This window comes from Nitratireductor aestuarii, assembly GCF_014641695.1.
GTDB classification, from domain to species: Bacteria; Pseudomonadota; Alphaproteobacteria; order Rhizobiales; family Rhizobiaceae; genus Chelativorans; species Chelativorans aestuarii.
Window position 1 is genome coordinate 94,810 of record NZ_BMIF01000012.1, and the last position, 26,065, is coordinate 120,874.

The window sequence follows — 26,065 nt, forward strand, 5'->3', positions numbered from 1 at the left end:
GGTTCGTTAGAGTGCTCTGCTCACGACACGAGTGGTGACTGGGTCAACGGCGTTGGGCGCGGGGGAGTGCCTTCCGCTGCGCTTTGCATGTCCGCAGCGCGCAACTCGGACTCGAACCTTGGGAGTGAGCGCTGGATCTCCTCGACGGCGGACAGAAGGTCATCCCGGTACATTTCGATCGCCTTGGCGAGGCTCATGGCTGACTTGAAATAGATGAGGGTCAGACAAGCCATGATCCTGTCGCCATGGCGTATCACGGCCGAAAGACTGGCTGTCTCTGCGCGAAATCCATTGTAGCGATAGCCCACGCCAAGTTCCCGGCACTTCGCCATGACTTCGTGGAGCGGCCCGTCAGCCGTCATCAGGGGGTTCATGCCCGTCTTTGTTTCCAGCGCCTGCAGGATCTGGTCTCTCTCGCAGTCACTGGTGAAGCTGAGATAAGCGCGTCCGCCCGCCGTATCGAGGATCGGGAGGTGGAGCCCAACCATGCCGTGATTGACGGAATAGGGGCTGAAGTCGTGCGTGGATTCGCGGATAACCATACTGTCATTGTTGAAGGTCACCAGATCCAGTGGCCACAGAATACGCCGTCCCAGGCTCACCATTTGCGGAACCGCAGCCTGAACGATCCAGTCGGCCTGACGGAATCCGGAGCTCAGGGATTTCGCGTGCAGCTTGACCCTCCAGAGACCACTCGAGCGATCCTGGGCGACAAAGCCCAACTCCTCCAATGTTTCGAGGATACGGTAGACTGTGGGCCGCGGCATGCGCGCAATCTGGGCGATCTCGGAGGCCTTGATCCCGACCTTCTGATTGACAACCTGAAGGACCAGAAGACCTTTCTTCAGGGAATTGATCTGATTGTCCCTGGCCATCGAGCTCCTCCGTTGTCCGCAATGCGGTCACTTTCCCGGGCGGATATTGCACGGCGTCCAGACCCCTGTAAAGTTTGCCGTGGGTGGAGGACTGCAACTCCACGAGGGAGGAGTTTCATGCAAAAGATTCGCCGGTGGACCGTGTCCGCCGCCCGATTGTTTGCGCTTATCGGATTTTGCGGATTGTTCGTGCTTGCGGTGATGACCGGAGCCGACGTCTTCCTCCGATGGCTCTTCAACAGCCCGATCGCAGGCGTCACCGACGTCAGCGCCATCGTCATGGCGGCAGTGATCGCCGCGTGTATTCCAGCGAACCTGTCCCTGAGGCAAAATCTCAAGGTCGAGATCCTTGGAGGCATGCTGCCCGCTCGAGGCACCCGGTTCCTCGACACTCTGGCGAGTATCCTGACGCTTGTCTTCGTCGTGATCGTCGCCTGGCAGATGGTGCTTTACGCGCAAAGCATGCGCGTCTCAGGCGAACGGACATGGGTTCTCGCGCTGCCGGTTTGGCCGTGGTGGACATTTGCGAGCGTCATGCTGATCTTCGGCGCCCTCGCACAGCTGATCGTCACCCTCACTGACCTTCAGGCCCTTCTCTGGCCTCAGACCGTCGACGAGCAGCCGGTCAACGACGACCCCTCGCTGATCTAATCCTCCGGAATGGAAATACCATGGATCTGCTGACACTTGCGCTTGTCGGAACAGTCGTCATGCTGGGGCTTATCGCGCTCCACGTCCCGATCGGCGTGGCAATGGCCTTGTGCGGAATGGTGGGCTTTGCCCAGATTGCCGGATGGGGTCCGGCCCTGTCGCTCATGGCCAGCGAACCGGCGTCCACGATGGCCAACCTGGATCTCGCCGTCGTCCCGCTGTTCATGCTGATGGGCAGCCTTGCCTCTGTCGGCGGGCTCGCCACCGACATCTACGACATGGCATCGAAGCTGGTCGGCCGCAGCCGAGGCGGGCTTGCCACGACGACAGTCATCGCCAGCGGTGGTTTTGGCGCGGTCTGCGGATCAGGTGTGGCGACGACGGCAACCTTCGGACGGGTGGCCCTGCCGGAAATGATGCGGCGCGGCTACTCTCCGGCCATTGCGGCGGGCTCCGTGGCGGCGGGCGGCACACTGGGCATCATCGTCCCGCCGTCGAGCATCATGATCCTCTATTGTGTCCTGACGGAAGAGTCGGTGCTCACACTCTTCACGGCGTCCATCGTCCCCGCCATTCTGACAGTCATCTCTTACATCGTCGCCATCCGCCTCACAGTCTGGTTGAAGCCAGATCTCGCGCCTCACGGCGAAGCAGTTGCGTTGAGCGAGCGGCTGAAGGGCATCGCTGCCGGCTGGCGGCCGGTGCTGCTGGCTGTGGCCGTGCTCGGCGGCATCTACAGCGGCGTGTTCACGGTGAACGAAGCTGCTGCCGTAGGCGTGTTGCTGGCGTTCCTGTTCGCCCTCTTTCGCGGCGCCCTGACGGTGCGCAACTTCCTGGGCGCGCTTGCAGAGGCCAGTGCATCGACGGCGATGATCTACATCATGATCTTTGGCGCCACCGTGTTCTCGTATTTCATCGCGGTCACCGGAGGCGCAACTTTTCTGGTGGGGGCGATCGGCAGCCTCGACGTGCCGCCGCCGCTGATCATCTTCGCTTTCATCATAGTCTACATCATTCTGGGGGCGTTCTTCGATGAAGTCGCGTCCCTGGTGATCACGCTGCCATTCGTGCTGCCTGTCATCTTGCACTTTGGCTACGACCCTATCTGGTGGGGCGTGATCAACGTGATGGTCATCGGCATCGGCATGCTGATGCCGCCCATCGGCATCAATGTGATGCTGCTCAATTCAATGTATCCGGAGGTGAAACTGGGGACGATCTATCGCGGTGTGATGCCGTTCGTCTACGCCGACCTGGTCCGTCTGGTGATCCTGGTTCTGTTCCCGTCGCTCACCCTCTGGCTTCCGTCAGTGATGCGCTAGAGCCTTACGAAGAAAAATGATGTCCGCAATGCGAACAGCAACGAGTTTCGAGCAGCCGGGCAGGGCACTTGATTGTAAAGTTTGATTATTGGGAGGTAGTCATGAAAAAGTTACTCGCGTTTGGTGCTGTTCTTGCTTCGCTATGGAGCGGAACAACCTTTGCTGAAACACTGCGCTTTTCAAGCTTCGAGCCGCCGCAGGCATATGTAACGTCGAACATACTGACGCCATGGGCCGAAAAGGTAGCCGCCGCTTCGAAGGGAACTCTGGAAATCCAGATGTTTGCCGGCGGCACCCTGGGCCGCAACCCAGCACAGCAGCTGAAGCTTGTCGAAGACGGCGTGGCTGATATCGCCTGGGTCATCCCGGGATACACCCCGGGCCGTTTCGACGAGGGCACCGTCGCTGAGCTGCCTTTCATGGTTACCGAGTCTCACAAGGGCTCCCTTGCTATGTGGAAGATGGTTGCGGATGGACATTTCAAGGGCGACTACGAGAAGTTCAAGCTGCTCTGCGTGTGCGTTTCCATCCCCGCCTTCATTGGCGCCACGAAGGAAATCAAAGAGCCGAAGGATATGTCCGGTCTGAAGATGCGTGCGCCGGGACCGACCCAGCTTGCCGTTCTCGAGGCCCTGGGTGCGGTACCCATTGGCGGCATCACCGCAGCGACCCTGGCCGAGAGCATCAGCCGCGGCCTCATCAGCGGCTCGCTGATCGAATGGGTTGCATCGGAAACTTTCAGCGCGGACCAGGTCCTGACCCACTACAACACGGCCGCTCTTGGTGCGACACCGATGCTCGTGCTGATGAACAAGGCCCGCTACGAAGCGCTGCCCGCTGAAGCCCGCGAAGCGATCGACCAGTATTCAGGGGAGGCATTCTCCGACTACTTCGGCCAGGAATTCGATCGGTATGCTGCGTCCACGCGCGAGCGGATCGTCGAGAAGCACAAGCCGCAGGTGATCGACCCTGACGAGGCCGCGGTCGAGTCCTGGAAGGCTGCGCTCGTGCCGGCAACGGAGAAGTGGATTGCGGCGCGCGAAAACGGCCAGGCCATCTACGACGCCTTCGGCAATGCGCTGCAGGCCGTTAGCGGAGCCGAGTAACCTCCGGGAAAACCTTCATAAGGACGCTGCACATGTCTATCAGTGCATTGGGCTATATCGGAATTCGGTCCACAAGGACGGAAGACTGGGGTCAATTTGCAACGGGCATCCTGGGGATGCAGCAGGTCGACAAGGGAGGCTCTGTCAGAGCCTTCCGCATGGACGACCGGAAGCAACGGCTGGTGGTCACTGGTGCAGGTCCTGAGGGTTTGGATTTCCTCGGCTGGGAAGTCGAATCCCTTGAAGCCCTGGATGCGATGGCGTCACGGTTGGAGAATGCTGGCATTGCCGTGAAGCTCGAAGGCTCTGCATTGGCCGACGAGCGTCATGTCAGCAGATTGATCAGCTTCTTCGACCCTGACGGCAACTACATCGAACTTTTCAGCGGACCTCACGTCGCTGAGGAACCGTTCCAGCCCTCCCGTCCGATCTCGGGTTTTCGTACCGGACCGATGGGAATGGGACATGCGGTGCTGCACACCGAGAACGTCGATCGACTGCTGTGGTTTTACCGGGACCTGCTCGGGTTCCGCGTCTCCGACTACGGACTGAAGCCCTATCCACTCTACTTCTTCCATGTGAACCAGCGGCACCACAGCTTCGCGATCGTGGGTTCTGGCCGCCGGGGCCTGCACCATTTCATGGTGGAGTTGCTCTCTCTGGACGACGTTGGGCAGGGCTACGATCTCGCGCTCGAAGACAAGGGTCGAGTGGCCTATACGCTTGGGCGGCACGCCAACGACCCGATCATGAGCTTCTACTCGAACACCCCGTCAGGCTTCTTCGTGGAGTATGGCTGGGGTTCACCCCCCATCGATCCCGATACCTGGGTCCCGCATGAAACAAGCGATGGGCCCAGTCTCTGGGGGCACGATCGTCTGTACCTGGCCGAGGATGACCCCACCCGACGCCGCTTGAGAGAAATGGCGCTCGATACCGGGCGCCGCGGACGGCGTGCTCCCAACCCCAATTGTGCATGGCTGGACAGCGTCATCAATCATGAGTGACGCGACCATCAACTCAGAATTTGCAAGGCATAAGCAATGAAGCTCGCATCCTATCTGCTCGCCGATGGTTCGCCGTCATATGGCATCGTCAACGATGCCGGCATCGCCGACGCGGGAGCAGCGCTCCGCGGCAAATATTCGACCCTTCGGGCCGTGCTTGCAGCCGATGCCCTGGCGGAACTGACAGAGGCCGCAAGCAGCGCTTCTCCGCTGGATCCAGCAACGGTTCGGTATCTTTCGCCGATCACGGATCCGGACAAGATCATCTGCATCGGCCTCAACTACATGGGTCACATCATTGAGACGGGCAAGGAAAAGCCGTCCTATCCTTCGATCTTCACGCGCTATCCCTCATCGATCGTCGGGCAGAATGAAGCGCTGATCTGCCCGAAGGTATCCAGCTGGTTCGACTATGAAGGCGAACTGGCGGTCGTCATCGGCAAGGCTGGACGGTCGATCTCGGAACAGGACGCCTTCAAGCACGTCGCGGGCTACTGCTGCTTCAACGACGGCTCGATCCGCGACTACCAGCGTCATACGACGCAGTTCTGGGCAGGCAAGAATTTTGACCGGTCGGGTTCGATGGGACCTTATCTGGTGACTGCCGACGAAGTCGGCGACCCCGATGCCCTGACACTCATCACGCGGCTCAATGGCGAGGAAGTCCAGAGCACCTCGACGGGCGACCTGGCGTTCAAGATCCCGGAGATCATCGCGTATCTTTCCATCGTCACCGAACTGCTGCCGGGCGATGTCATTGCGACCGGCACGCCGAGCGGCGTGGGGCTGTTCCGCGAGCCGAAGCTTTTCATGAAAGACGGCGACACCGTTGAAGTGGAAATCACCGGCCTCGGGACGTTGCGCAATCCGGTTCGAGCTGAGGCCTAGAGCGGTTCGAGGAAAAGTGGGAACCGGTTTTCCGTCCGGAACCGCGAGAAAACAAAGAGTTAGAGCGGTTCCAGGAAAAGTGGAAACCGGTTTTCCGCCAGGAACTGCAATGTTCTGAGCGGACATGCCCGAGCATTCATCTGAATTTCGCTGACCTCGCCATGGCGGGGAACAGGAGAAGAGTCATGCCTAAATCTCAAGTTGATGTTGCCATTGTCGGGGCGGGTCCCGTTGGGCTCACCGCGGCAAATCTTCTTGGGGCACTCGGTATTTCATGCACGCTGTTTGAACGTCAACGCACTACGTCCTTCCATCCCAGAGGACATGTCGTGAATGCCCGCGTGATGGAAATCCTGCGCACACTCGGCCTTGAGGCGGCGGTGAATGCGGCCTCTCTGCCGGTGGAACGCCATGCAGGCATTGGCTTTGTGGTGAGCCTGGCCGGCGAGGAAATCGGGCATATTCGGACACGTGGAGACCAGGGTCCCGACGAGCGCGAAACCGCAATCAGCCCTGTATTGAAGCGGTCCTGTCCCCAGGACCGGCTGGAGCCGATCCTTCGGTCAGGGGCGGAGCGCTACAGCTCAGTAGAGCTCAACTTTGAGACCGAGGTCACCGCAATCGCGCAGAACCCGGATAGCGTCGAGATCTCCTGGCAGCAGGGCGATACGAAAGGCGTCACCACCGCGAAGTATCTGATTGGCGCGGATGGTCCCCGCAGCTTCACGCGTGAGGCGGCAGGCATCGAGATGACCGGCGGATCGATGGGGCAGCAGATTGGCGTCTATTTCCACGCCGATCTTTGGCGTTACGTGGAAGATCGCCCTTACCTTTTGTGGTGGATCTACAATTCCGTCACGACGGGCGTCCTGATCTCGCTCGATGGGCGGGAGCGCTGGACATACAACTTCCCGTACCCGGAAGGTGAGGATCGGGCACACTACACCGCCGACCGCTGCCGCGAGATCATTCACGCTGTAATCGGCGCGCCCGACATCCCCGTTGAAATCAAAAGCATCATGCCGTGGCGCATGCAGGCGAGAGTAGCCAGCAGGCTGAAGGCCGGCAGGATCTTCATCGCGGGAGATGCAGCTCACCCCTTGCCGCCGACAGGCGGTCAGGGGATGAACACCGGGATTGCCGACGTCCACAATCTGGTCTGGAAGCTGTCGCTGGTCCTGCGCGGAATTGCTCCGGAGTCTCTTCTGGAGAGCTATGATGGCGAACGCTTGCCGGTTGCCACGTTCAACGTTGAGCAAAGCGCCCGCAACGCAAGGAAGATGGCGGACTCCGGCCTGTCGGGCATCCTCGCGCTCGATCCGGAGGTAAGTTCCGTGATCGACAAGCACGAGGGGGCCGAGGTGCGCCGGCGGCTCGCCGCGGCCATTCCCGCTCAGCGCGCCCATTTCGACTATCCCGGGCAGACTTTCGGTTACGCCTACAGCTCCGCTGTCGTGGCGCCGGACGGGAGTCCGGAGGTTCCCCTCGAGGTTGATGCCTATACGCCAACCGGGCGGCCCGGACACCGTGCCCCCCACGTGTGGTTCAGGCAGAACGGCCAGCGCCGGTCGTCGATCGATCTGTTTTCCTATGACAGCTTCACTCTGATGTGCGCCGACGCCTCTTCTCCGTGGATCGCGACATTCCTGGCTGCCTGCGAGCGGCTCGGCCTGAATGGAAACGTCATCGCTTCGGGACATGACGATCTTGTTGCGGAGGATCAGAAGTGGACCGAGCTCTACGGCATAGGTCCGGAAGGCGCTGTCCTCGTCAGACCGGATGGCCATGTCTCCTGGCGTTCCGCATCGGCGGGCGATGCGGCGGAGGTCGCCGCCGCAATGGTGCACTCGATCGGGGACGTTGGCAAAATGGGACTGTAAGAGCGGGAGGGAACATCAGAATGTACACTCTTTACTATTCGCCAGCTGCCTGTTCGGTGGGCATACATTTCCTCCTGCAGGAAATGGGGGTGCCATACCGGGCTTCCAGAGTGAGCATCAAGGATGGCGAGCAGCTCTCGCCTGCGTTCGTCAGCAAAAACCCGAAGGCCAAGGTGCCAGTGCTTGAGCGCGAAGACGGTACGGTGATCACGGAGTTCCCGGCGATTGCCTATTGGTTGTCCAGGACCCATCCAGACCATCACCTGTTGCCCGAGACCATCAAGGGGCAAACGCGTGTCATTGAGATGCTCGAGTTTTCGGTCAGCACCATTCACATGCAGGGTTTCAGCCGGATCTTCCGTCCCGCCAAATTCACACCGCGGGAGGAAGATCACCCCGTCGTGCAGCAGACGGGCAGAGACATCGTGCAGAAAGGCTTCGAGAGGATCTCGGCCAGCATCGGCGAGGGACCATTTGCCTATGGGGATCGCCTGACCATTGCCGACGCGGCCTTGTTCTTCGTGCTTTTCTGGGCATGTGAGCGCGTCAAGCTGGAGGTGCCTCAGAACTGCGCAGACTACTTTGCCCGTCTTCGCGCGCTTCCGTCGACGCAACATGTTCTTCAGGTCGAGGGGCTTGCCTGAAGGCGACGGTCGCAAGCGGCAACTGATTGACCTAACCGGTTCTAGAGAGCGATGACGCGAAAGTATCCCGAAAAGGTTTCCGTGGTGGTCATTGGGGCAGGGCCAGCCGGACTTACAACCGCAAACCTCCTTGCCCGCTACGGCGTGGAGGCAATCGTCCTGGAACGGCAGCCAGGGCCGATGGGGCTGCCGCGCGCGATCGTTCTGGACGATGAAGGCGCGCGCACGCTTCAGGTTTTTGGCCTGGACAAGACCTATGTGAAGGAAGCCATCGTGGGAGACGGGTCGCGTTATTTCGACGACGCCGGTCTCTGCTTTGCCCAGACGGGTTCTGGCAGTCAAACCTATGGGTTTCCCAAGCGTCATTTCATCTTCCAGCCCGAGCTTGAGGAGGCATTGGCTGAGGCCCTTGTGAGTGCTGCGCCCGGCACGCTCCATTACGCCTCGGAGGTGGTCGAAACGACGTCCCGTTCCAGCGGCGCAACTGTGCGGGTGAGGGATGCGGAGGGGGAAATCCATACCATCGCCTGCGAGTGGGTTCTTGCCTGCGACGGCGGAAGAAGCCCGACACGCGAGCGGCTGGGCATCGCCATGAGTGGCAGCACCTATGACCAGGACTGGATCGTCCTCGATATGCGGAACGATCCCGATGACAGCCGCCACTCCAAATTCTTCTGCAGCGGGCATCGGCCAGCGGTCAGCGTACCGGCGCCGCGCGGCGGGCGGCGCTATGAGTTCATGCTGCTGCCGGGCGAGACGCGCGACGAGGTTCTTCAGTCGTCGTTCCTCGCGAAATTACTGGCGCCGCACCGGCCGTTCAACGAGGCCGACGTCATCCGGAAGACCGTCTACACGTTCCATGCCAGGATGGCGGACCGGCTGCGTTCAGGCCGGGTGGTGCTGCTCGGCGATGCTGCGCACCTGACGCCCCCCTTCGCCGGCCAGGGCATGAACGCCGGGCTGCGCGACGCCCACAACGTGACGTGGAAAGTCGCTGCGTGCGTCAGGGGTGAATGCGTCAGCGACACCATCCTGGACAGCTACGAAGCCGAACGGCGGCTGCCCGCCTGGGACATGATCCAGATCGCGGTCGCGATGGGGAAATTCGTGATGCCTGCCGGTCCTGAGGAGATCCGCTTCCGCGACACACTTCTCGGCGCGCTTGCCCCCTTCCCACGGGTGCGCGACTACCTGATCCAGATGCGTTTCAAGCCCCGACCGCGCTATCAGACCGGCCTCTTTCTCGATCTCGACAGCCAGGATTTCGAAGCGTCGCTGGTCGGGGAAATGGTTCCTCAGCCCAGAGTGGAGTTGGCGGGAAGCGGACCTGTTCTGCTGGATACTCTCCTTGGCCGGGGGTTCAGCCTGATCAGCCAGGATGACGCGGGCAGGGAGGCGGTGGCTGCACTCGGCCCAGAGGAGTATCTGGGCCTGCCTTTGCGACACGTACATCTGGATGAGAAAAGCGTTGCGAACCGAGCGGACCCGATTTTCCGTCCGTTCAGGACGCACAGGGATCAGGTGCTTCTGGTGCGTCCGGATCGATACTGTGCAGCCGCCATCTGGCCGGAGCAACTTCGCGATGACCTGCAGCGTTACAGGCTGCTGTTCGGTGAGAGCCAGACATAGGAAGCGCTGGTTCAACAGGTCTGTGGCGTCCCAAGGTCCTCCTGCCGAATATTTCCGTATGCTGTACAAGAAATCTTGATTACAGCAGGATTCACCCGATTTGAGGGGATGGTGACCGACAAGCTTTGCGGCCGCCAGTGCAGAGGTGAACCCGTGGGAGGTCAGATGCCGAGTATGAGCGACGACACGTATCCTGAACTTGGAACTCGGAGGCATCCGACTCTTGGCCTGGATACGTTTGGTGATGCCCCTATAGACGGTGCTCCGGCCAATCATGCCGAGACGTTGCGTCAGGTGCTTGCGGAGGCCGAGCTGGCTGACTCGGTGGGCGTCGACTATATCGGCTTGGGAGAGCACCACCGCCCCGACTTCTCGATCTCAGCACCTGATGTCGTGCTTGCGGCGATTGCTGGCCGGACGAAGCGCATCCGGCTCGGCACCGGCGTCACCGTGCTTTCCTCGGACGATCCAATTCGGGTCTACCAACGTTTTGCAACTCTGGACGCGGTCTCGAACGGTCGTGCGGAGGTGCAACTTGGCCGCGGATCGTTCATAGAGTCATTCGGTCTGTTCGGGCTCGACCTTGCCGACTACGACCGGCTTTACGCGGAGAAGCTCGATCTTTTCGCCGCCCTCCGATCCGAACAACCGGTAACCTGGAAAGGCACGATCCGCCCGCCGCTGGAGGGTGTCCGGGTATACCCAACCACCGCCGCTGGGCGTCTGCCCGCGTGGGTCGCGGTCGGTGGTACGCCCGAGTCGGTTGTGCGCGCGGCGCAGTACGGGATGCCACTGGTGCTTGCGGTGATCGGCGGCTCGCCTGCCGGGTTCGTTCCGTTCGCCGACCTTTACCGTCGGGCGCTGCAGAAGTTCGGGTTGCCGGAGCTGCCCATCGGCATGCATTCGCCTGGCCACATAGCGGCTACCGATGAGGAGGCCCGCGAGCAGGTCTACCCCCACCAGGCCGAGCAATTCACACGCATCGGCCGGGAGCGCGGCTGGGCCCCGTACAACAGGTCCATGTTTGACCAGGCCGCTGGCCCGCAGGGAGCACTGTTCGTCGGCTCACCTGAGACCGTGGCGCGGAAGATCGTCTGGGCAATCCGGGAGCTTGGGCTCTCCCGCTTTCAGCTGAAGTACGCCGTCGGCGGGTTGCCACACGAACAGCGCATGGAGTCAATCCGCCTCTACGGCACTGAGGTCATTCCTCGGGTAAGAAAGCTGCTTGCCGAAGGGTAGAACAGCGTCCTGCTAAAGCTTGGCGCCCAGGTGAGGCGCCAAGCTGAACGGCCAAGGGCTCAATCCGTCCAGACATTGTACTTTTCGACCACCGGCTTCCACTTCTTTATTTCATCGTCGAGCATTGCCGCGAATTCCGCCGGCGTTGTGGTGCGTGGCGTGAAGCCGCCCTTTTCAAGCCGCTCCTGGTTCGCCGGGTCAGCGAGCACTTCTGCGACCGCCTTGGCAAAGGCCTCGGTGATTTCGGGCGGAACTTTGCTGGAGCCCTGCATGCCGTACCAGGGAGCGGCCGTGAACTGGATCCCTGTTTCGACAAAGGTCGGCACGTCAGGCAAAAGCGAGGATCGCTCGGCGCCGACAGTTGCCAGCGGCTTGACCTTTCCCTCCTTGATCAGCGCCATATAGACCGGCGCCTGATCCACGATGACGTCGATCTCGGCGGCCGCCAGCTTGGGCTGCATTTCGCGAGCCGCGCCGCGCATCGGCACCATCTCGAACTGCACGCCGGCAAGTTCCTGGAGAGCAAGGCCGGTCATGTGGGAATAGGTGCCCTTGCCCGGATGAGCGTATTTAAGCGAGCCGGGCTTTTCCTTTGCCAGCGCGATGAGACCGGCAAGGTCGTCGACAGGCGAGTCAGGGCGTACAACCATGACCATCTCGGTTTCGTTGGTCAGGGTCACAGCCGAAAAATCTTCGAACTTGTAGGGAAGCGGCTTGCTTGAGGTCAGGTGATTGTTCACCCCCGGCGCCGGGGACGTGTGGATCCAGGTATAGCCGTCAGGTGGGGACTGCACGACGTGAAGCTGTCCGGCATTGCCGCCGTCATCGCTGAGGTTTTCGATGACAATGGTGTTGCCCCATTTCTTCATAAGGCCATCGGCGATGATCCGGGCGAGAACGTCGCCACCGGTGCCCTCGGGTCGCGGTACGACGATCGTCATCGTCTTGTCCATGGGCCATTCCGCCATTGCCGGTGATACGGACATGGCGGTTAGAACGCAGAACAGCAGTGCCTTTCGCATGTATTTTCCTCCCTGCAATTGACGGCGAAGGATGGTGAAACGCTGCCCATGGGCACCGTGCGACGGAGAATAGTTCAAATCGCTTCTAAAATAAATCGATCGATTGAATGAATTGAAGCTTGCGCTGTTGTCTTACCGATCTATTCTTCGCCGGAAAAGGGAGGACGAGAGATGAGCATTCTTTATCTCAAGCGCGGAAAGCCTGTCGAAGAGCGCTCGCAGGACGACAGCAAGGTGCAGACCATAGTCGAAGGTATTCTCAAGGATATCGAGACGCGGGGGGATGAAGCTGTTCGCGAACTCTCCGAGAAATTTGACAAATACTCCCCCGCTTCCTTCAGGCTAAACGCCGGAGAGATCGAAGCCTTGATGAACCAGGTTTCGCCCTCGGACATGGAGGACATAAGGTTCGCGCAGGCGCAGGTGCGCAATTTTGCCAAGGCGCAGCGCGCTTCAATGCAGGATATCGAAGTCGAAACGCTTCCCGGGGTCATCCTCGGTCATCGCCACATTCCGGTGCAATCCGTTGGTTGCTACATCCCGGGTGGCAAGTTCCCGATGGTGGCTTCCGCACACATGTCGGTGGTGACCGCTTCGGTCGCGGGTGTGCCTCGGATCGCCGCCGCCACGCCGGCCTTCGGGGGCGCGCCGAACCCGGCTGTGATTGCCGCCATGCACCTTGGCGGCGCACACGAGATCTATGTGCTCGGCGGCGTGCAGGCGGTTGGAGCGCTAGCGCTCGGAACAGAAACGATCGAGCCAGTGCACATGCTGGTCGGGCCAGGCAATGCCTTCGTGGCAGAAGCCAAGCGGCAGCTTTTCGGCCGCGTGGGAATCGATCTCTTTGCCGGCCCGACGGAGACCATGGTGATCGCCGATAGTACGGTCGACGCCGAACTTTGCGCGACAGACCTTCTAGGTCAGGCGGAGCACGGGTACAATTCTCCGGCGGTCCTCATCACCAATTCGCGCAAGCTTGCCGAGGAAACCATTGCCGAAATCGATCGTCTTCTTACGATCCTGCCCACGGCTGAGACAGCCGCGAAAAGCTGGGAGGACTATGGTGAAGTGATCGTCTGCAACACCTATGAGGAGATGCTCGATGTCGCCAACGACATCGCGTCTGAGCATGTCCAGGTGATGACGGATCGCGACGACTGGTTCCTGGAGAACATGCATTCCTATGGCGCGCTTTTCCTTGGCCCGCGAACCAACGTGGCGAACGGCGACAAGGTGATCGGCACCAACCACACCTTGCCCACCAGAAAGGCCGGCCGCTACACCGGCGGGCTATGGGTCGGCAAGTATCTCAAGACCCATTCCTACCAGAAGGTCCTGACCGACGAGGCTGCCGCCATGATCGGTGAATATTGTTCCCGGCTTTGTATTCTGGAAGGTTTCATCGGTCACGCAGAACAGGCTAACATGCGCGTACGCCGCTATGGCGGTCGGAATATCCCCTATGGCGGCTCGGCATGACCCTTGACCTTCCTCGTACCCCCTCGTTTCGACTGGATGGCAAGGGAGCGCTTGTGGTCGGCGCATCCTCAGGCATAGGGCTCGGGGCTGCGGTGGCGCTGGCAGAGGCCGGCGCAAAGGTTACCCTCGCCGCACGCTCGCTCGACCGGCTCAGCCCAGTTGCCGAGGCTTTGCACGATGCGGGCTTTCAGGCAGACGTGCTGGAATTGGATATCCAAGATCTCGAGGGCACGGAGCAGACGATCGCTTCCCGCGAGCCATTCGACGTTCTCGTGAACAGTGCGGGCCTTGCCCGCCATGGCCCGGCACTCGAAACCACCGTTGCCGACTTCGATGCAGTCGTCGGCATCAACCTCCGTGGAGCCTATTTCCTGACGCGGGCCGTCGCGAGGAAGCTGATCGAGGCCGGGAAACCCGGCTCGCTGATCAACATCTCCTCCCAGATGGCGCATGTCAGCGGGATCGATCGGGTCGTATACAGCGCGACCAAGCACGCGATTGAAGGTTTTACCAAAGGAATGGCGATCGAGTGGGGGAAGCATGGCATCCGCGTCAACACCATCTGCCCAACCTTCATCAGAACGCCCTTGACGGAACAGACGTTGGCTAATCCCGAAAGGGTGGAGTGGATCCTGTCGAAGATCAAACTCGGCCGGCTTGGGGAAATCGAGGACGTCATGGGCCCGGTCACGTTCCTCGCATCAGACGCCTCGGCAATGATCACGGGTACCGCGCTCATGGTTGATGGAGGCTGGACCGCAGGATGATGAAAACCAATGACATGAACTCCGGCGCTGTGCAGCCGCAGATCCCCGAACGTGCCCCTGCAATCATCTACCGCAGCTTTGGCGGTCCCGAGGTGCTGGAATTGACCGAGGTTCCTGTTTCAGGGCCGGGGCCGGACGAAGTTCTGATCCGCCATACGGCTATCAGCGTCAACTTCTCGGATGTGAACGCACGGCGAGGCGGGTTTTATATCGGCCAGGACAATCCTGAGGCGGTTATTCCCGGCAATGAAGCCGTCGGCGTCGTCGTTGCGGCGGGAATTAACGCGGAAGGCTATGCTGTGGGCGACCGCGTTGCCTATGTGGGGATGGGCGGTGCGTTTTTCGCCAATTCAGGCTCTTACGCCACCTACAGGACTGTCCCTGCCTCGCGCTTGATCCGGGTGCCGGATGGACTTGCGGACAGCGACATTGCGGCGGTGCTGATGAAGGGCATGACTGCGTCTGCCGCAATCAACCGGTTTTACAAGCCGGGTGCGGGCGAAACAGTGCTCATCCATGGGGCCACAGGCGGGGTGGGATTGATCCTGTTTCAATGGGCGAAGCACTGCGGAGCGCGGGTTTTCGGCACGGTCGGGTCCACGGCAAAGGCCGAGGTTGTCCGCAGCTATGGATGTGATGAACCGATCCTCTATCGGGAGGTCAACTTCGTTGATCGGGTGAGGGAGCTCTGCCCGCAAGGTGTTGACGTCGTTTACGACGGGGTTGGCGGCGACACGTTTATTGCTTCGCTGGATTGCGTCCGCCCCTTCGGCAAGCTGATCAACTACGGCAATGTCTCGGGACCGCTTCCATCGGTCAACCTGATGCTGCTTTCAGCCAAGGGCTCGCTCAGCATTGGCCGTGTTGGCGTCACCGACCACATCAAGTCGCCTGAAGACTACCAGAGCGTTGCAGCCGAGCTCTTCTCACTGTGCCTGAGCGGAGCAATCAGGCCCTGCGTGCAAGCGATCCTGCCGCTTGGCGAAGCGGCCACTGCGCATCAAATGCTGGAATCCCACCAGAAGGCGGGATCCAACATTCTTGTTCCGTAGCAGTATTTCCAGCGGTATCCACTTTTCCTGAATTACATCAGACAATCCCGCCATCGGCGCGGATCACGCGTCCTGTCACCCAACGGGAATCGTCGGATGCCAGGAACGCGACAACGCCGGCGATGTCTTCCGGCATGCCGATCCTCGCCAGAGGCGTGATGGCCACGGTCTCATGACCGCGAGTCTCGACCGCCTTGGCCATGCGCTCCGACTTGATAAGCCCGGGAGCGACGGCGTTGACCGTAATCCCGCGCGGCCCCAACTCGCGTGCGAAGGATTCGGTGATGGCATTGACCGCGTTCTTCGCACCCGCATAGAGCGCGGCGCCGGGGAAAGGGTTGAGCGCCATGCGTGAGGTGATGGTCACAATCTTCCCGCCCGGCGATGTCAGATGCGGGGCGGCCGCCTGGATCGAGGCGATCGTGCCCCAGACGTTGATGTCGAAGGTCTGACGATAATCTTCCTCGGTGATGTCCTGCAGCATCTGGCGTCCCGCCACGCCTGCGGCGGTGACCAGAATGTCGAGGCGTCCGAACTCCTGGAGCGCAAGCTCTACCGAGGTGCGGGCCACGTCCGCGTTGCGGATATCGCCCCCCGCCGCCACCGCTTTGCCACCTGCATCGCGGATCGATCGTGCGAGATCTTCGGCGATGTCTCGGTTTGACGAGTATCCGATGACAACAGCCGCTCCCCGCTCGGCAAACATTTTCACAACGCCCTTGCCAATGCCCTGCGATCCGCCCGTCACCCAGGCCACTTTCCCTGCAAACTGTCCAGACATCTCCACCTCCATTTTGCCCATGGCCTGCGATGATGATCGTCATCGAGCAGCGACCCATCGGTTCTTGACCTGAGACTTTCATACCAATATTTGTAAATCAAGTGATTGAATTCCGCTCTGCAAAACACCGGCCCTGGGAGGGGACTGCACATGACGGTCAGCATCAAGCGTGGCCTTGTCGCCACGGACTATGGCTACATCCACTACAGGGAAGCAGGGGCAGGCGAAGCGATCGTCCTGATGCACATAAACCAGCAGTCCTCGGAGCTTTACCGCGAATTGATCACGGCGTTAGCGCCTCGGTTCCATGTCGTCGCAGTGGATTTGCCAAGTCATGGCTGCTCGGACCACATCGCCTTCCAGCCGTCGCTGACCGACTATGGAAACGCCGTGGATGCCGTCATGACCGCCCTTGGCCATGAGCGCTACACCGTGCTTGGCGAAGCAACCGGATCAGGCGTAGCCATCGAGCTGGCGTCCACCCGCAAAAGCAAGGTAGTGCGGTGCGTGCTGGTAAACTGTCCCGAGCTCGATCGGCCGCCCGAAGAAGAGCTGGCTGAATTCAGGGACGAGCTGCGCCCCAGCGACGAAACGGGCTTTCCGCGCATTCGGACCATCGACTGGTGGCTGACGCATGATCCGCTTCACGCGCCAATCGAGCCAACGCAAGACTATATGGACCGCATAAACCGGGCGCAGATCGAGTGTGGGCGCGATCGCTGGCAGGCGCTGACAGCGCTGCACTACTACGACCTGAAGGGCGGCCAGACCCGGATCGATTGCCCGGTTCTCGTGCTCGTTGGCGAACACTTCTATTGCCGGGACAAGGTTGAGACGATCAGCGGCCGCATCAAGGATTGCCGCTGGCATGAACTGCCAGGCGCCCGTTTCTGTGCGGGCTGGGAGCGGGCAGAGGAAATTGCCGCCCGCGTGATTGCGTTTGCAGCCGAACAATAGAGCAGTTCAGACTTTCCCAGAAACTCTGAACTGCCCTAAGCCTCTGTTTTCTCGCGGTACCGGACGGAAAACCGGTCCCCACTTTTCCTGGAACCGCTCCAGGTTCGGCCGCCGGTTTGATCATCCAGTGGGCTCCTGGGGTTCTAGTCGTCGACCGGCATAGTCGGCGGTGCAGAAAGCATGCCCACCAGGGCCGGGATCATCGCCTTCATCATGGCGGCTGAGTCCCGCGTATCGCATCGCCCGCCGGAGAGTTCGCGGATCCGGTAGGGATTGGTGACGGACTGGTTCATTGCACTCATCAGGCAGTAGTAGCGCCAGAAGAGTTCGGTCTTTCCGAGGTCGGGCAGAGTTCGGCCGATCGCTTCAACGAAAAGCTGGTGCTGTTTGGCGAAGAGATTGGCTGATATGGGATAGTTCTTCTGCGACGGCTGGCTACGCAGATGCGCCTGCACTTTGAAATAGTTCCGCCAGCCTTCATCGTTCCAACGGTCGGGGCGGAACGTCGGCGTCAGGAGTGCGGCCACGATGTCGCGAAGTTCGGCCGGATTGTTGAGAGATTCAGCCTCGGCAAGCAGCGTCAGTCTTTCGCCCACGATGATGGATACGCGGCGCTCGAGCATTTCGCGCAGCAAGTCTTCACGGGTGCCGAAGTGATAGTTTATCGCGCCGACATTGACGTCGGCTTCTGCCATGACCTTGCGCAGCGAAGCGTTGATTCCGTCCTCTGCGAAGATCCGCTCAGCCGCCTGCAGGATGGCTTCACGCGCCATCTTCCCCCGTTCGCTGAGGCCGTTCTTGCGCTTAGGTGAATTCCCCAGTTGCACTTCGAGGCTGCTCTTGGATGTTTTCTTCAATTGGCGGTCCACCTTCAACATGCCGATCAGCTTCCACTCCCTGTTGCTGAAGCCATTGCCTTTCGCGCGCATAGAAAGCAAGTAGACTATCCTGACGGTCATCGCCATAGAGATCGTGGCTCACCGTGTGGCCTCTGCTTTCCTGAATATAGCCAAGAAAGCGGTATGAGGGCCGGTAGTTGGCAAGTCTGTCCCAATTGATCGGAAGGGCTTGTTCCGGATTGACGCAAGCCAAAACATCTTTCTCAAAGATCACCTCGAAGCTCAGGAGGCGCCAGACCCCCTCGCGCCTCACGACCCGTGAAAAGAAGCGGCAGAATACATAAAAATCAACATCGACCCCTTCCAGCTTAATGCGGTCGAAGATTGTCGCCGGACTCTCAAGCGTGGCACGGTCGCCAACGATCTTGAGGTCTGCCGGGAAGACCCAATGCCTGCTGGTTGCCGACTTCTTCATGCGCTCGCGAGTGGCCTCGACATACTCGTCGGCATACCCGCCCGCAAACCAGCTTGAGCGGATATAAGCGTCAGCGTGGAAGCAATCCCGCATCGTTTCGAAGTCCTGAAGATCGCGGGCAAAGCGCTCGCGACGAGCAAGGTCGAAAATCTCCTCGCGATCCACCAGTGTCGCAAGGCGCCGCTCAAATTCAGGGGTCATTCTTCCTCCAATATAGACCTTCACTACGCTGACGCCTGATGCCGATGGAGAGAGGGTCTCATCGCCATTGAGCGCGGACGCTACTCCGCCATGAAATCTATATCGAGTCAATTCATGCAAGCGATCGATTGAATTGCGAGATGGCGAAATCCTGCTGGTAGCAGGTCAATTTTGCTGCGATTTCCCACAAAATAACGACTTTATCTGCGCAAAGGCCAAAAATTCTGGGTGAAGTTCCGACTTAAGTGGGCCGAGTATCACCTTGACTTAAGATCAATTGATTGATTTCATCCGGCGAGAGAAGCGGCTTTGGGCCGTCTCTGTTCGGGATAGCCGGAGGAGGGCTGTGCCTGATTTCTGTCATCGATTGGGAGGAGTGCTTCGATGAAGTCGATTAGTACGATTTTCGCTGTCTCGGCGATCGCGATGGGCGCTATGATAGGGACTGCTTCCGCGCAGACCTATACGATTGGTTCCAACCCGCAGGGCACGCTACTATACTGTAGGAAGCGCTCTTGCCGCTGCTATCGAGAACAGTGCAAGTACGCGCACAATCGTCCAGCCCTATACAGGTTCATCCGTCTACCTGCCGCTGCTTCCGTCAGGGGAAGTCACGATAGGGATCTCCAACGCCCTGGACTTTGGACGGGCCTATTCCGACCCAGCAAACCCAATCAAGGAACTGCGGGCTCTTGCTCGTATTTATACGACACCCTACGGGTATCTGGTCCCACGTTCTTCAGGTATCACGGATTACGCTGGCCTCAAGGGCAAGCCCATAGCACGTGATCTGAAAGCGCAGCTTTCGCTGACCAGCACGAACACGGCACTGCTAGCTGCCGGCGGTCTCAATGAAGGTGATTACGAGCAGGTCACCATCGGCAACGTGCAGGAAGGGCTCGGCCTCCTGGTTGAAGGCAAGGTTGCGGCCACGGCAACAATCCCGGGATCTCCGCAGTCTCAGCAGACCCACGCCACGATCCCCGGCGGTATCCGGTATCTGACGCTCGAGGATACGCCTGAAACCAACAAGGTCCTTGGCGAGATCGCTCCCGGTCTCAGCACCTTCAATGTTGAGCCTGGCGAGGGTATGCCTTCGATCGATGCGCCCGTCACCATGATCGGGTTGCACCAGTTCCTTGTGGTCGGTGCATCTCTCCCAGACGAAGACGTCAAGAAGATCCTCACTGCCGTCTGGGATGCGTGGCCGCGTCTTCAGCAGGACGTTCCAAGCTTGCGTTCGGCAACGGTGGAAGAAATGGCTCAGCCGATCAACGCCGCACCCTACCATCCGGCCGCCATCGCGTTCTTCAAGGAGAAGGGCATCTGGTCGGACGCGAATGAAACGCATGAGGATAGCTTCGCCAAATGACGGATGCAGCGCAGACCCTCGACAGACGAGGATCCCTTCAAAGGGCGGCCGGCACCACCTTTGCTGCATCGATAGCCATCTTCGGCACCTTGTGGCTGCTTGGGGTACCCTTCTATCTCGGCATACCGATTGTGCCTCAGCAATATCTTGGCTTCGTCCTGGCCCTGGCGCTCCCGGCCGCGCTGTTCAGCTCCCCCCTCAGGGGGGCAGCTGGGTTCGCCGCGGACTGTGCGATGGCAGTTGCTGGCGCCGCATCCTGGCTCTGGATGTCATATAATCTCGAGCCCTGGATGATTGATCTTGCCAACCGAGGTCCGGAAAAGCTGATCCCGGCGGTAGTGGCGATCCTGGTGCTCTGCGAAGCGGTTCGCCGCTCCTGCGGTGGGGTAATGGCGGGGGTTTGCGCTGCATTTCTGCTTTATGGACTTTTCGGCCAGCATTTGCCTGGTCTGCTTGCAGCCTCTCCGACGTCCTGGCCGCGCTACTTCACCTATCTCTATTTCGACTCAAACGCGGTGCCCGGTCTGATCTTGAACGTCGGTGCAACCGACATTTTGGGTTTTATCATCTTTGGCGCCACGCTTGGTGTTATTGGTGGCACTGCGGTGCTGACCGACATAGCACTGGCCACAATGGGGCACTTGCGCGGCGGCAGCGCCAAGGCTGCAATCGTGGCTTCGAGCCTGTTCGGCACTCTGTCGGGCTCGACGGTCGCCAATGTGATGTCGACCGGCGTCGTTACCATTCCGCTTATGAAGCGCGGCGGTTACTCGCCCGCATACGCCGGCGGCGTCGAAGCGGTTGCCTCGAATGGCGGGCAGATCACACCGCCGGTCATGGGCGCCACGGCCTTTGTCATCGCGGAAACCCTGCAGATCCCGTATTCCGAGGTGGTGGTTGTCGCGGTCATTCCGGCGCTGATCTACTACGTCGCGCTTTTCATCCAGGTGCATCAGTATGCCAAGATCAACGATCTGAAGGGTGCGCCGCGGGACGAGTTGCCACGAGTGGGCCCGACCCTGCTCCGCGGATGGCCCATGCTGGTGCCGCTACCCGTGCTGATGTACTACCTGTTCTATATTGGCGCGAGCCCTGGTCGCTCTGCGATATATGCCACTGCCGTAGGGGTAATCTGCGATATAGTCGTAAAGGCGGTTCGGCGCGAAAAGCCGGAGTTGATGCGACTGCTCGTCGGCATACCGGTTGATGCAGGCAAGACGCTGCTTCAGCTCCTGCTCGTTTGTGCCGCAGCGGGAATTGTGATCGGAACGGTAAACCTGACCGGTGTCGCGTTTACCCTGACCTTGCAACTCAGTCACATCGGAGAAATTGCTGGAATTTGGCCACTCCTCTTCGTCACCGCGGGAATAGCCCTGGTGCTCGGTTTGGGCATGCCCACGGTGGGGGTTTACATCATCCTGTCGGTGCTTTTGGCACCTGCCATGATACGCCTTGGCATCGAGCCGATCTCAGCCCATTTCTTCGTCTTCTACTTCGGGCTGCTGTCAATGCTCATCCCTCCGGTTGCGATCGCTTCCTTCGCGGCCGCCGCGCTTGCGGGGAGCAGTCTGTGGAGCACCAGCGTAGCAGCGCTGAGGCTCGCCATGCCTGCTTACGTGATGCCCTTCGTCTTCGTCCTGAATCCATCGATTCTGACGCATGAAAGCTGGACGGGGATCGTCACGGCGTTCGTCACCATCATCTTTGGTCCGCTGGTCATGGGCATGCCATTCGCATTCGGAAACCACACGATCTGGTGGAAGCTGCGTTATCCCCTGGCGGTGGTTGGCGTTGCCATTTCCCTTTCAACAGCCTTCGAGGGCGGGGGAGTGGGCCCGCTATCCATGTTGGCCATTGTGGTCAGCATCGGGCTCTTCGCCACGATGACGATACACGCAGGCAAACCCGGTACAGGGCGGCGTGCAGCCGCTGCACCACTCAAGCCACAAACTGACTACTCGCATGGATGAAAGAGGCAAAATGGCCCGCGACAGCAGTACGACAATTGGATCCATCACGCTGAAGAACCCGGTCATCGCAGGTGCGGCGGAGCATCTTATCCTGCCCGCCGGCATCCGCCGGGCCCTTCAGGCGGGTGTGGGTGCCGTGGTCGTGAAATCCAACAATGAAGTGCCCGGCAGCAAGGAACAGCTCGAAAGGTCCGAGTACACTCTCTTTGATGAGCACTGGCAACAGATCCCCTGGAACGCCGAGGCTCCACGTTCGGCTATGCTGGCTTGTCGGTCAGGCATGTCGCCGACTCCGTTCGATCAATGGCTGGGCGAAATCGCCGAACTTGATCGCGAAGCTGCCGCCATGGGTTCCTACGTCGTGGCGAGCATCATTCTTGGCGCGCTGGAGCCAGCCGTGGATATGGCGAAGCAGATCGAGAGCGCCGGCCTGCGCGTCATGGAGTTCAACATCGGCGTACCCTATGGCAGCCAGACGACCAAGGGACACGTTACGACCGAGTTCTCCGTCGACCGCGTCCGCGAACAGGTTTCGGCGATCCGCAATGCCGTTTCCATCCCGGTCTGGGTGAAGCTCAGCGGCCAGAGCGAGCGGGTGCCGGACCTGGCCGCTGCGGCGTTCGACGCCGGTGCCGACGCAGTGATCATGGCCGGGCGCCTCCTCGGCATGGTTCCGGATGTGGAAACGCGGGCGCCGGTACTCGGCAGCAGCCTTGGGATCGGCGGCTACTGGCACCTTCCCATCACCTGTCATTGGCTTGCCAGTACGCGCAAGGCAATCGGCCGAAACAAGCCCCTCATCGGGCTCAATGGTGCACAGACAGGGCTGGACGTCATTCGCATGATGCTCGCCGGTGCCACGGCCGTCGAGATCGCTTCGTCGATCATGTATCGGGGATTTGATGCGCTGGAAGCGGCAGTAAACGAGGTGCAATCCTATCTCGACCAGCACGATCTCGACGCGCGCGATATCATCGGTGAAGCCGCGGACCAACGGAAGTCCTTCATGGAAATGCCGCTGACGCCTGACAACTGGCGCAACTATGTCCCGGAGGAAGCGCTGGGGTAGTTTTCAACGCCGGCGTGCCCCCATATGCCTGCCCTAAATGCAAGGGGCAGGTTCCAACCTCAAGTGGCTCAGGTTGAAACAATGTCGAGTGCCAAAGGCCGTAAGGTGTGTAAAGCAATGGCGAGAGCCTGTGAGGCGTTTCCCGTCACTCTGACTTTCCTTGTTGCTTTTATACTACTGCTTTTTGTTCACCTTGTAAGAACATGATGCTTGTGCAGATGGGCGCTGCCACAGATTTCCCGTAGCATGGCCCAATTTTTTCAACGCATCGTTGCCGCCGTCAGCCGCCAGATTGTGCTCGGTTAAATCCCCAGCACGCGGGACGCGTTCTTTGACACCATCTTGGAAATATCTTCCTGCGAATAGCCGAGATCGAAGCACATCTTGATGCCACGGCGGAGGCCTTCGATCGGGCTGATGTTGCCTGCCTGGCCGAGATCCGAGCACAGCATTGTATTGTCGGCGCCCGCAGCGTCGATCTGGCTCTTGAGATCTTCCGCAGTACATGTCTGGAACTTGTTCCCTTCGAGGAACATGCAGAGGGAATGCTCCACGACGGCGCCCATGGCTGCGATGCCGCGAACATCTTGCAGCGAAGCGCCAACGATATCCTCGGGGTGTGTGAGGATCAGGCGTGTAACACCACGACGCTTGGCCTCCTCGAAGATGACCCAGGTTTCGCTGATGTGGACGTGGCCGCTGGCGAGCGCCATGTCATTCTTGGCAATGACGTCAAGGATCTCCTTGAGGTCGTCCGTAACCCCTCCGCCTTCGTCAAGGACAGGAACCGCGCTGGCCGGACGGATCTTCTGGGTTGAGGCGGGATGGCTCCAGCTCGAGTTCTTCTCCCACTGGAGGTGATTTGCAGCTGCAAGCGTGGGCAACCAGACAATCTTGCCACCCATCGCGGCCGTATGCTCGACAGCATAGGGATTGAGCCCGCCCACCACATTGTTGAGGACGATGCCGGAATAGACCTTGGTCGTGAGCTCGGGAAACTGCTGGCGGATCAGGGCGGCGGTCATCACACCGGAATAGTCGTGATCCTTGGTCACGATCGCAGCAAGACCCGCTTCCGATGCCTCCCGCGCGAGGTCCACATGGTCGACGCTGCGGGGTGCAATCGAAGGTCCGCTGTGAACGTGCGGGTCTATCGCGCCCACCAGCAATGCTTCGACCTCGTCGTCTTTTGCCGTCAGATCCATGGGTCCCCTCCAAGCCGGCGAACTATAGCTAGTTCCGCGATAACGAACATCGTTCCCGAACGAGACACCCAGCGACAATCGTTGTCAAGAGTTGATGCAGGTTGGCTGCATCGCAGTACGCATAACACACATCGCGATTGACACCTACGAAAGGTCGACCCAGAATGGTAGCGATTACGATACGCAATTCCGTGAAATGGTGTCTAGCGCACCTTCAAGTCGCGACCGCATCGCCTTGGTTCAGTCGCGTCACGACTTCTCAATGAAGGAAGGCTGGGTGCTGAATGCTGATGATTATCTGATGCCGGACGGATGGCAGCATCAATCCAGCTTGAAATGTGAATGATAGCCGGAGTACTCGCATAAGTCCTTGTTCCGTACCGCGCCATTGGAGGGATGCGATGAGAGCTGAAAGCGAGTCCGGTGTTCGCTCGGTGCAACTGGCCTTGCAGGTGCTGGAAGCGGTGGCCTTCGCTGGCGAGCCGCTAGGGGTGACGCAGATTGCCGAAAGGGTAGGCGCCACCAAGAGCTCGGTGCATCGTCACCTGCTCACTTTTGTCGATAACGGTTACCTGGTTCAGGATTCCGCGAGCAGTCACTATGCGCCCGGACCGATGTGCCGGCTGCTCGGTCATGTTGCGCCGGACACGAACCTCGTGGAGCTCGCGCACGGGGCGATGCAGGATCTGAGGGAGGCACTCGGCCACAGCGTCGTCCTCTCGACCTCCACGCCGCGCGGGCCGGTCGTCATGACCACGCTGGCCAGCCGCTCTCCGATCGAAATCGGTGTGCGTCCGGGAAGCGACCTGCCGTTCCATGCGTCCGCACAGGGAAAGCTGTTTCTGGCCAATTCGCCGCGTCCTCTCCAGGAGCGCATTCTCGCCCAGCCGATGGAGACGTTCACGCCGAAGACGATCACCGACCGGGCGCATATGGAACAGGAACTCTTTCAGATCGCGAGAGAGGGATACGCCTCGGCGCCCGAGCAGATTCTGCTTGGCGTGAATGCGATTGCCGCACCGATCTTCGATCAGAACGATCAGTGCGTAGCGTCGCTCGCGGTGGTCGGCTCTATCCAGCACCTTCAGGCAGATCCGGATCAGCAAACGATCGATGCGGTGAGAAATTTCGCGGCCCAAATATCGAGGAAGCTGGGTCATGGACGTGGGCTAAGTGCGTTGGAGGCCGCCAACAGCCCGACGATCGAGCGGAGGCGCGCACGTAAGTAGAGTTGCGCTCCCTCGGAATGCGGTAGGGCGATTCCAGGCATCGACTCTTCCATATATTGACCAGCTCAGCGCGACCCCTTGGAAACGCGCGGTTGCATTCCCATATGAAGGTGGCGGTGAGGGCAGGGCGCGGGCCGTCTTGCTCCTTGCAGCCTGGGCCGTGGATAAGCTGGAAGCGTTGGGGCGTAAGGGTTTGGGCGAAGCTAGGGGCTTGGCTGGCGGCTTTCGGGAAGGTTTTGTTAACCATAACAGGCCAGTGGAGCGATAATTTTTGGGTTCGCTCAAAAAACCCGATTGACGACTCGAGTTTGAGGGGCCTATAAGCAGCCCATCAACGACGGCGGCGGCGCTGCTGACGGCGGAGACGCTTCGTCTCCGAGATATGGTTTTCTGAAAGACGCATGAG

23 protein-coding genes are annotated in these 26,065 nt (G+C 60.0%); 17 read left to right on the plus strand and 6 right to left on the minus strand.

Translation table 11 applies throughout. From position 1 onward, the window contains the following. Positions 1–20 precede the first annotated feature (20 nt). Positions 21–875 carry a helix-turn-helix domain-containing protein gene (locus IEX27_RS17110; RefSeq protein WP_188722300.1) on the minus strand — a complete coding sequence of 285 codons (855 nt, stop codon included), beginning with the start codon at positions 873–875 and terminating at the stop codon, positions 21–23. 117 nt (positions 876–992) lie between these two features. On the opposite strand from IEX27_RS17110, the gene IEX27_RS17115 reads away from it, so the two are divergent. The 9 genes from IEX27_RS17115 to IEX27_RS17155 all read left to right on the plus strand — a co-directional run bounded on the left by IEX27_RS17115 (position 993) and on the right by IEX27_RS17155 (position 11,241). Beyond that, on the plus strand, positions 993–1,526 hold the full coding sequence (locus tag IEX27_RS17115) for a TRAP transporter small permease (RefSeq protein WP_188722301.1): 534 nt from the start codon (positions 993–995) through the stop codon (positions 1,524–1,526). A 20-nt stretch (positions 1,527–1,546) separates the two neighbouring features. After that, entirely contained in the window at positions 1,547–2,848 is a 1,302-nt protein-coding gene (locus tag IEX27_RS17120) for a TRAP transporter large permease (RefSeq protein ID WP_188722302.1), read from the plus strand. Between the two features lie 101 nt (positions 2,849–2,949). After that, complete coding sequence (locus tag IEX27_RS17125; protein WP_188722303.1) at positions 2,950–3,954, plus strand: TRAP transporter substrate-binding protein; 1,005 nt, start codon at positions 2,950–2,952, stop codon at positions 3,952–3,954. Between the two features lie 32 nt (positions 3,955–3,986). Continuing rightward, positions 3,987–4,961 (plus strand): VOC family protein, encoded by a 975-nt coding sequence (locus IEX27_RS17130; RefSeq protein ID WP_188722304.1) that lies wholly within the window; start codon positions 3,987–3,989, stop codon positions 4,959–4,961. Between the two features lie 36 nt (positions 4,962–4,997). Then, the gene (locus tag IEX27_RS17135) at positions 4,998–5,849 is read left to right on the plus strand and encodes a fumarylacetoacetate hydrolase family protein (RefSeq protein WP_188722305.1); all 852 of its coding nucleotides are present in this window, start codon (positions 4,998–5,000) and stop codon (positions 5,847–5,849) included. A 185-nt stretch (positions 5,850–6,034) separates the two neighbouring features. After that, a complete protein-coding gene (locus tag IEX27_RS17140) occupies positions 6,035–7,729 on the plus strand; it encodes an FAD-dependent monooxygenase (RefSeq protein ID WP_188722306.1) in 1,695 nt (564 codons plus the stop codon). Positions 7,730–7,749: 20 nt separating this feature from the next. Then, complete coding sequence (locus IEX27_RS17145) at positions 7,750–8,373, plus strand: glutathione S-transferase family protein (RefSeq protein ID WP_188722307.1); 624 nt, start codon at positions 7,750–7,752, stop codon at positions 8,371–8,373. A 51-nt stretch (positions 8,374–8,424) separates the two neighbouring features. After that, a complete protein-coding gene (locus IEX27_RS17150; protein ID WP_188722308.1) occupies positions 8,425–10,002 on the plus strand; it encodes a bifunctional 3-(3-hydroxy-phenyl)propionate/3-hydroxycinnamic acid hydroxylase in 1,578 nt (525 codons plus the stop codon). 174 nt (positions 10,003–10,176) lie between these two features. After that, positions 10,177–11,241 (plus strand): LLM class flavin-dependent oxidoreductase, encoded by a 1,065-nt coding sequence (locus tag IEX27_RS17155; protein ID WP_188722309.1) that lies wholly within the window; start codon positions 10,177–10,179, stop codon positions 11,239–11,241. 59 nt (positions 11,242–11,300) lie between these two features. Here the strand turns inward: IEX27_RS17155 and IEX27_RS17160 are convergent, their stop codons facing one another. Beyond that, positions 11,301–12,263: a Bug family tripartite tricarboxylate transporter substrate binding protein gene (locus tag IEX27_RS17160; RefSeq protein WP_188722310.1), complete on the minus strand. Its 963-nt coding sequence runs from the start codon at positions 12,261–12,263 to the stop codon at positions 11,301–11,303. Positions 12,264–12,434: 171 nt separating this feature from the next. Here IEX27_RS17160 and hisD point away from each other — a divergent pair, with 171 nt between their 5' ends. Genes hisD through IEX27_RS17175 form a run of 3 tightly spaced genes read left to right on the plus strand, consistent with a single transcriptional unit; the run spans position 12,435 to position 15,561 of the window. Continuing rightward, the gene (gene hisD / locus IEX27_RS17165; protein WP_188722311.1) at positions 12,435–13,742 is read left to right on the plus strand and encodes a histidinol dehydrogenase; all 1,308 of its coding nucleotides are present in this window, start codon (positions 12,435–12,437) and stop codon (positions 13,740–13,742) included. Next, positions 13,739–14,509, plus strand: coding sequence for an SDR family NAD(P)-dependent oxidoreductase (locus IEX27_RS17170; protein WP_188722312.1), 771 nt, complete (start codon positions 13,739–13,741; stop codon positions 14,507–14,509). Before hisD ends, IEX27_RS17170 begins: the two co-directional genes overlap by 4 nt. Beyond that, the gene (locus IEX27_RS17175; RefSeq protein WP_188722313.1) at positions 14,506–15,561 is read left to right on the plus strand and encodes a quinone oxidoreductase family protein; all 1,056 of its coding nucleotides are present in this window, start codon (positions 14,506–14,508) and stop codon (positions 15,559–15,561) included. Before IEX27_RS17170 ends, IEX27_RS17175 begins: the two co-directional genes overlap by 4 nt. 37 nt (positions 15,562–15,598) lie before the next feature. Here the strand turns inward: IEX27_RS17175 and IEX27_RS17180 are convergent, their stop codons facing one another. Continuing rightward, a complete protein-coding gene (locus IEX27_RS17180; RefSeq protein ID WP_244630421.1) occupies positions 15,599–16,342 on the minus strand; it encodes an SDR family NAD(P)-dependent oxidoreductase in 744 nt (247 codons plus the stop codon). A gap of 150 nt (positions 16,343–16,492) precedes the next feature. Here IEX27_RS17180 and IEX27_RS17185 point away from each other — a divergent pair, with 150 nt between their 5' ends. Beyond that, complete coding sequence (locus IEX27_RS17185) at positions 16,493–17,299, plus strand: alpha/beta fold hydrolase (RefSeq protein WP_188722314.1); 807 nt, start codon at positions 16,493–16,495, stop codon at positions 17,297–17,299. Between the two features lie 143 nt (positions 17,300–17,442). Here the strand turns inward: IEX27_RS17185 and IEX27_RS17190 are convergent, their stop codons facing one another. Then, positions 17,443–18,156 carry a TetR/AcrR family transcriptional regulator gene (locus IEX27_RS17190; protein ID WP_188722315.1) on the minus strand — a complete coding sequence of 238 codons (714 nt, stop codon included), beginning with the start codon at positions 18,154–18,156 and terminating at the stop codon, positions 17,443–17,445. Next, entirely contained in the window at positions 18,104–18,814 is a 711-nt protein-coding gene (locus IEX27_RS17195; RefSeq protein WP_188722316.1) for a nuclear transport factor 2 family protein, read from the minus strand. The genes IEX27_RS17190 and IEX27_RS17195 overlap by 53 nt, the downstream gene beginning before the upstream one ends. A 469-nt stretch (positions 18,815–19,283) precedes the next feature. Here IEX27_RS17195 and IEX27_RS17200 point away from each other — a divergent pair, with 469 nt between their 5' ends. The 3 genes from IEX27_RS17200 to IEX27_RS17210 are packed head-to-tail and all read left to right on the plus strand — an operon-like array spanning position 19,284 to position 23,225. Further along, positions 19,284–20,186, plus strand: a complete 903-nt coding sequence (locus tag IEX27_RS17200; protein WP_188722317.1) for a TAXI family TRAP transporter solute-binding subunit — start codon at positions 19,284–19,286, stop codon at positions 20,184–20,186. Beyond that, the gene (locus IEX27_RS17205) at positions 20,183–22,156 is read left to right on the plus strand and encodes a TRAP transporter permease (protein ID WP_188722318.1); all 1,974 of its coding nucleotides are present in this window, start codon (positions 20,183–20,185) and stop codon (positions 22,154–22,156) included. The genes IEX27_RS17200 and IEX27_RS17205 overlap by 4 nt, the downstream gene beginning before the upstream one ends. Before the next feature lie 10 nt (positions 22,157–22,166). Next, positions 22,167–23,225: a beta/alpha barrel domain-containing protein gene (locus IEX27_RS17210; RefSeq protein ID WP_188722319.1), complete on the plus strand. Its 1,059-nt coding sequence runs from the start codon at positions 22,167–22,169 to the stop codon at positions 23,223–23,225. Positions 23,226–23,527: 302 nt separating this feature from the next. On the opposite strand, the gene IEX27_RS17215 is transcribed toward IEX27_RS17210, so the two are convergent. Continuing rightward, positions 23,528–24,430, minus strand: a complete 903-nt coding sequence (locus tag IEX27_RS17215) for a DUF6282 family protein (protein WP_188722320.1) — start codon at positions 24,428–24,430, stop codon at positions 23,528–23,530. A 401-nt stretch (positions 24,431–24,831) separates the two neighbouring features. Here IEX27_RS17215 and IEX27_RS17220 point away from each other — a divergent pair, with 401 nt between their 5' ends. Further along, entirely contained in the window at positions 24,832–25,659 is an 828-nt protein-coding gene (locus tag IEX27_RS17220) for an IclR family transcriptional regulator (RefSeq protein ID WP_188722321.1), read from the plus strand. Positions 25,660–26,065: the final 406 nt, after the last annotated feature.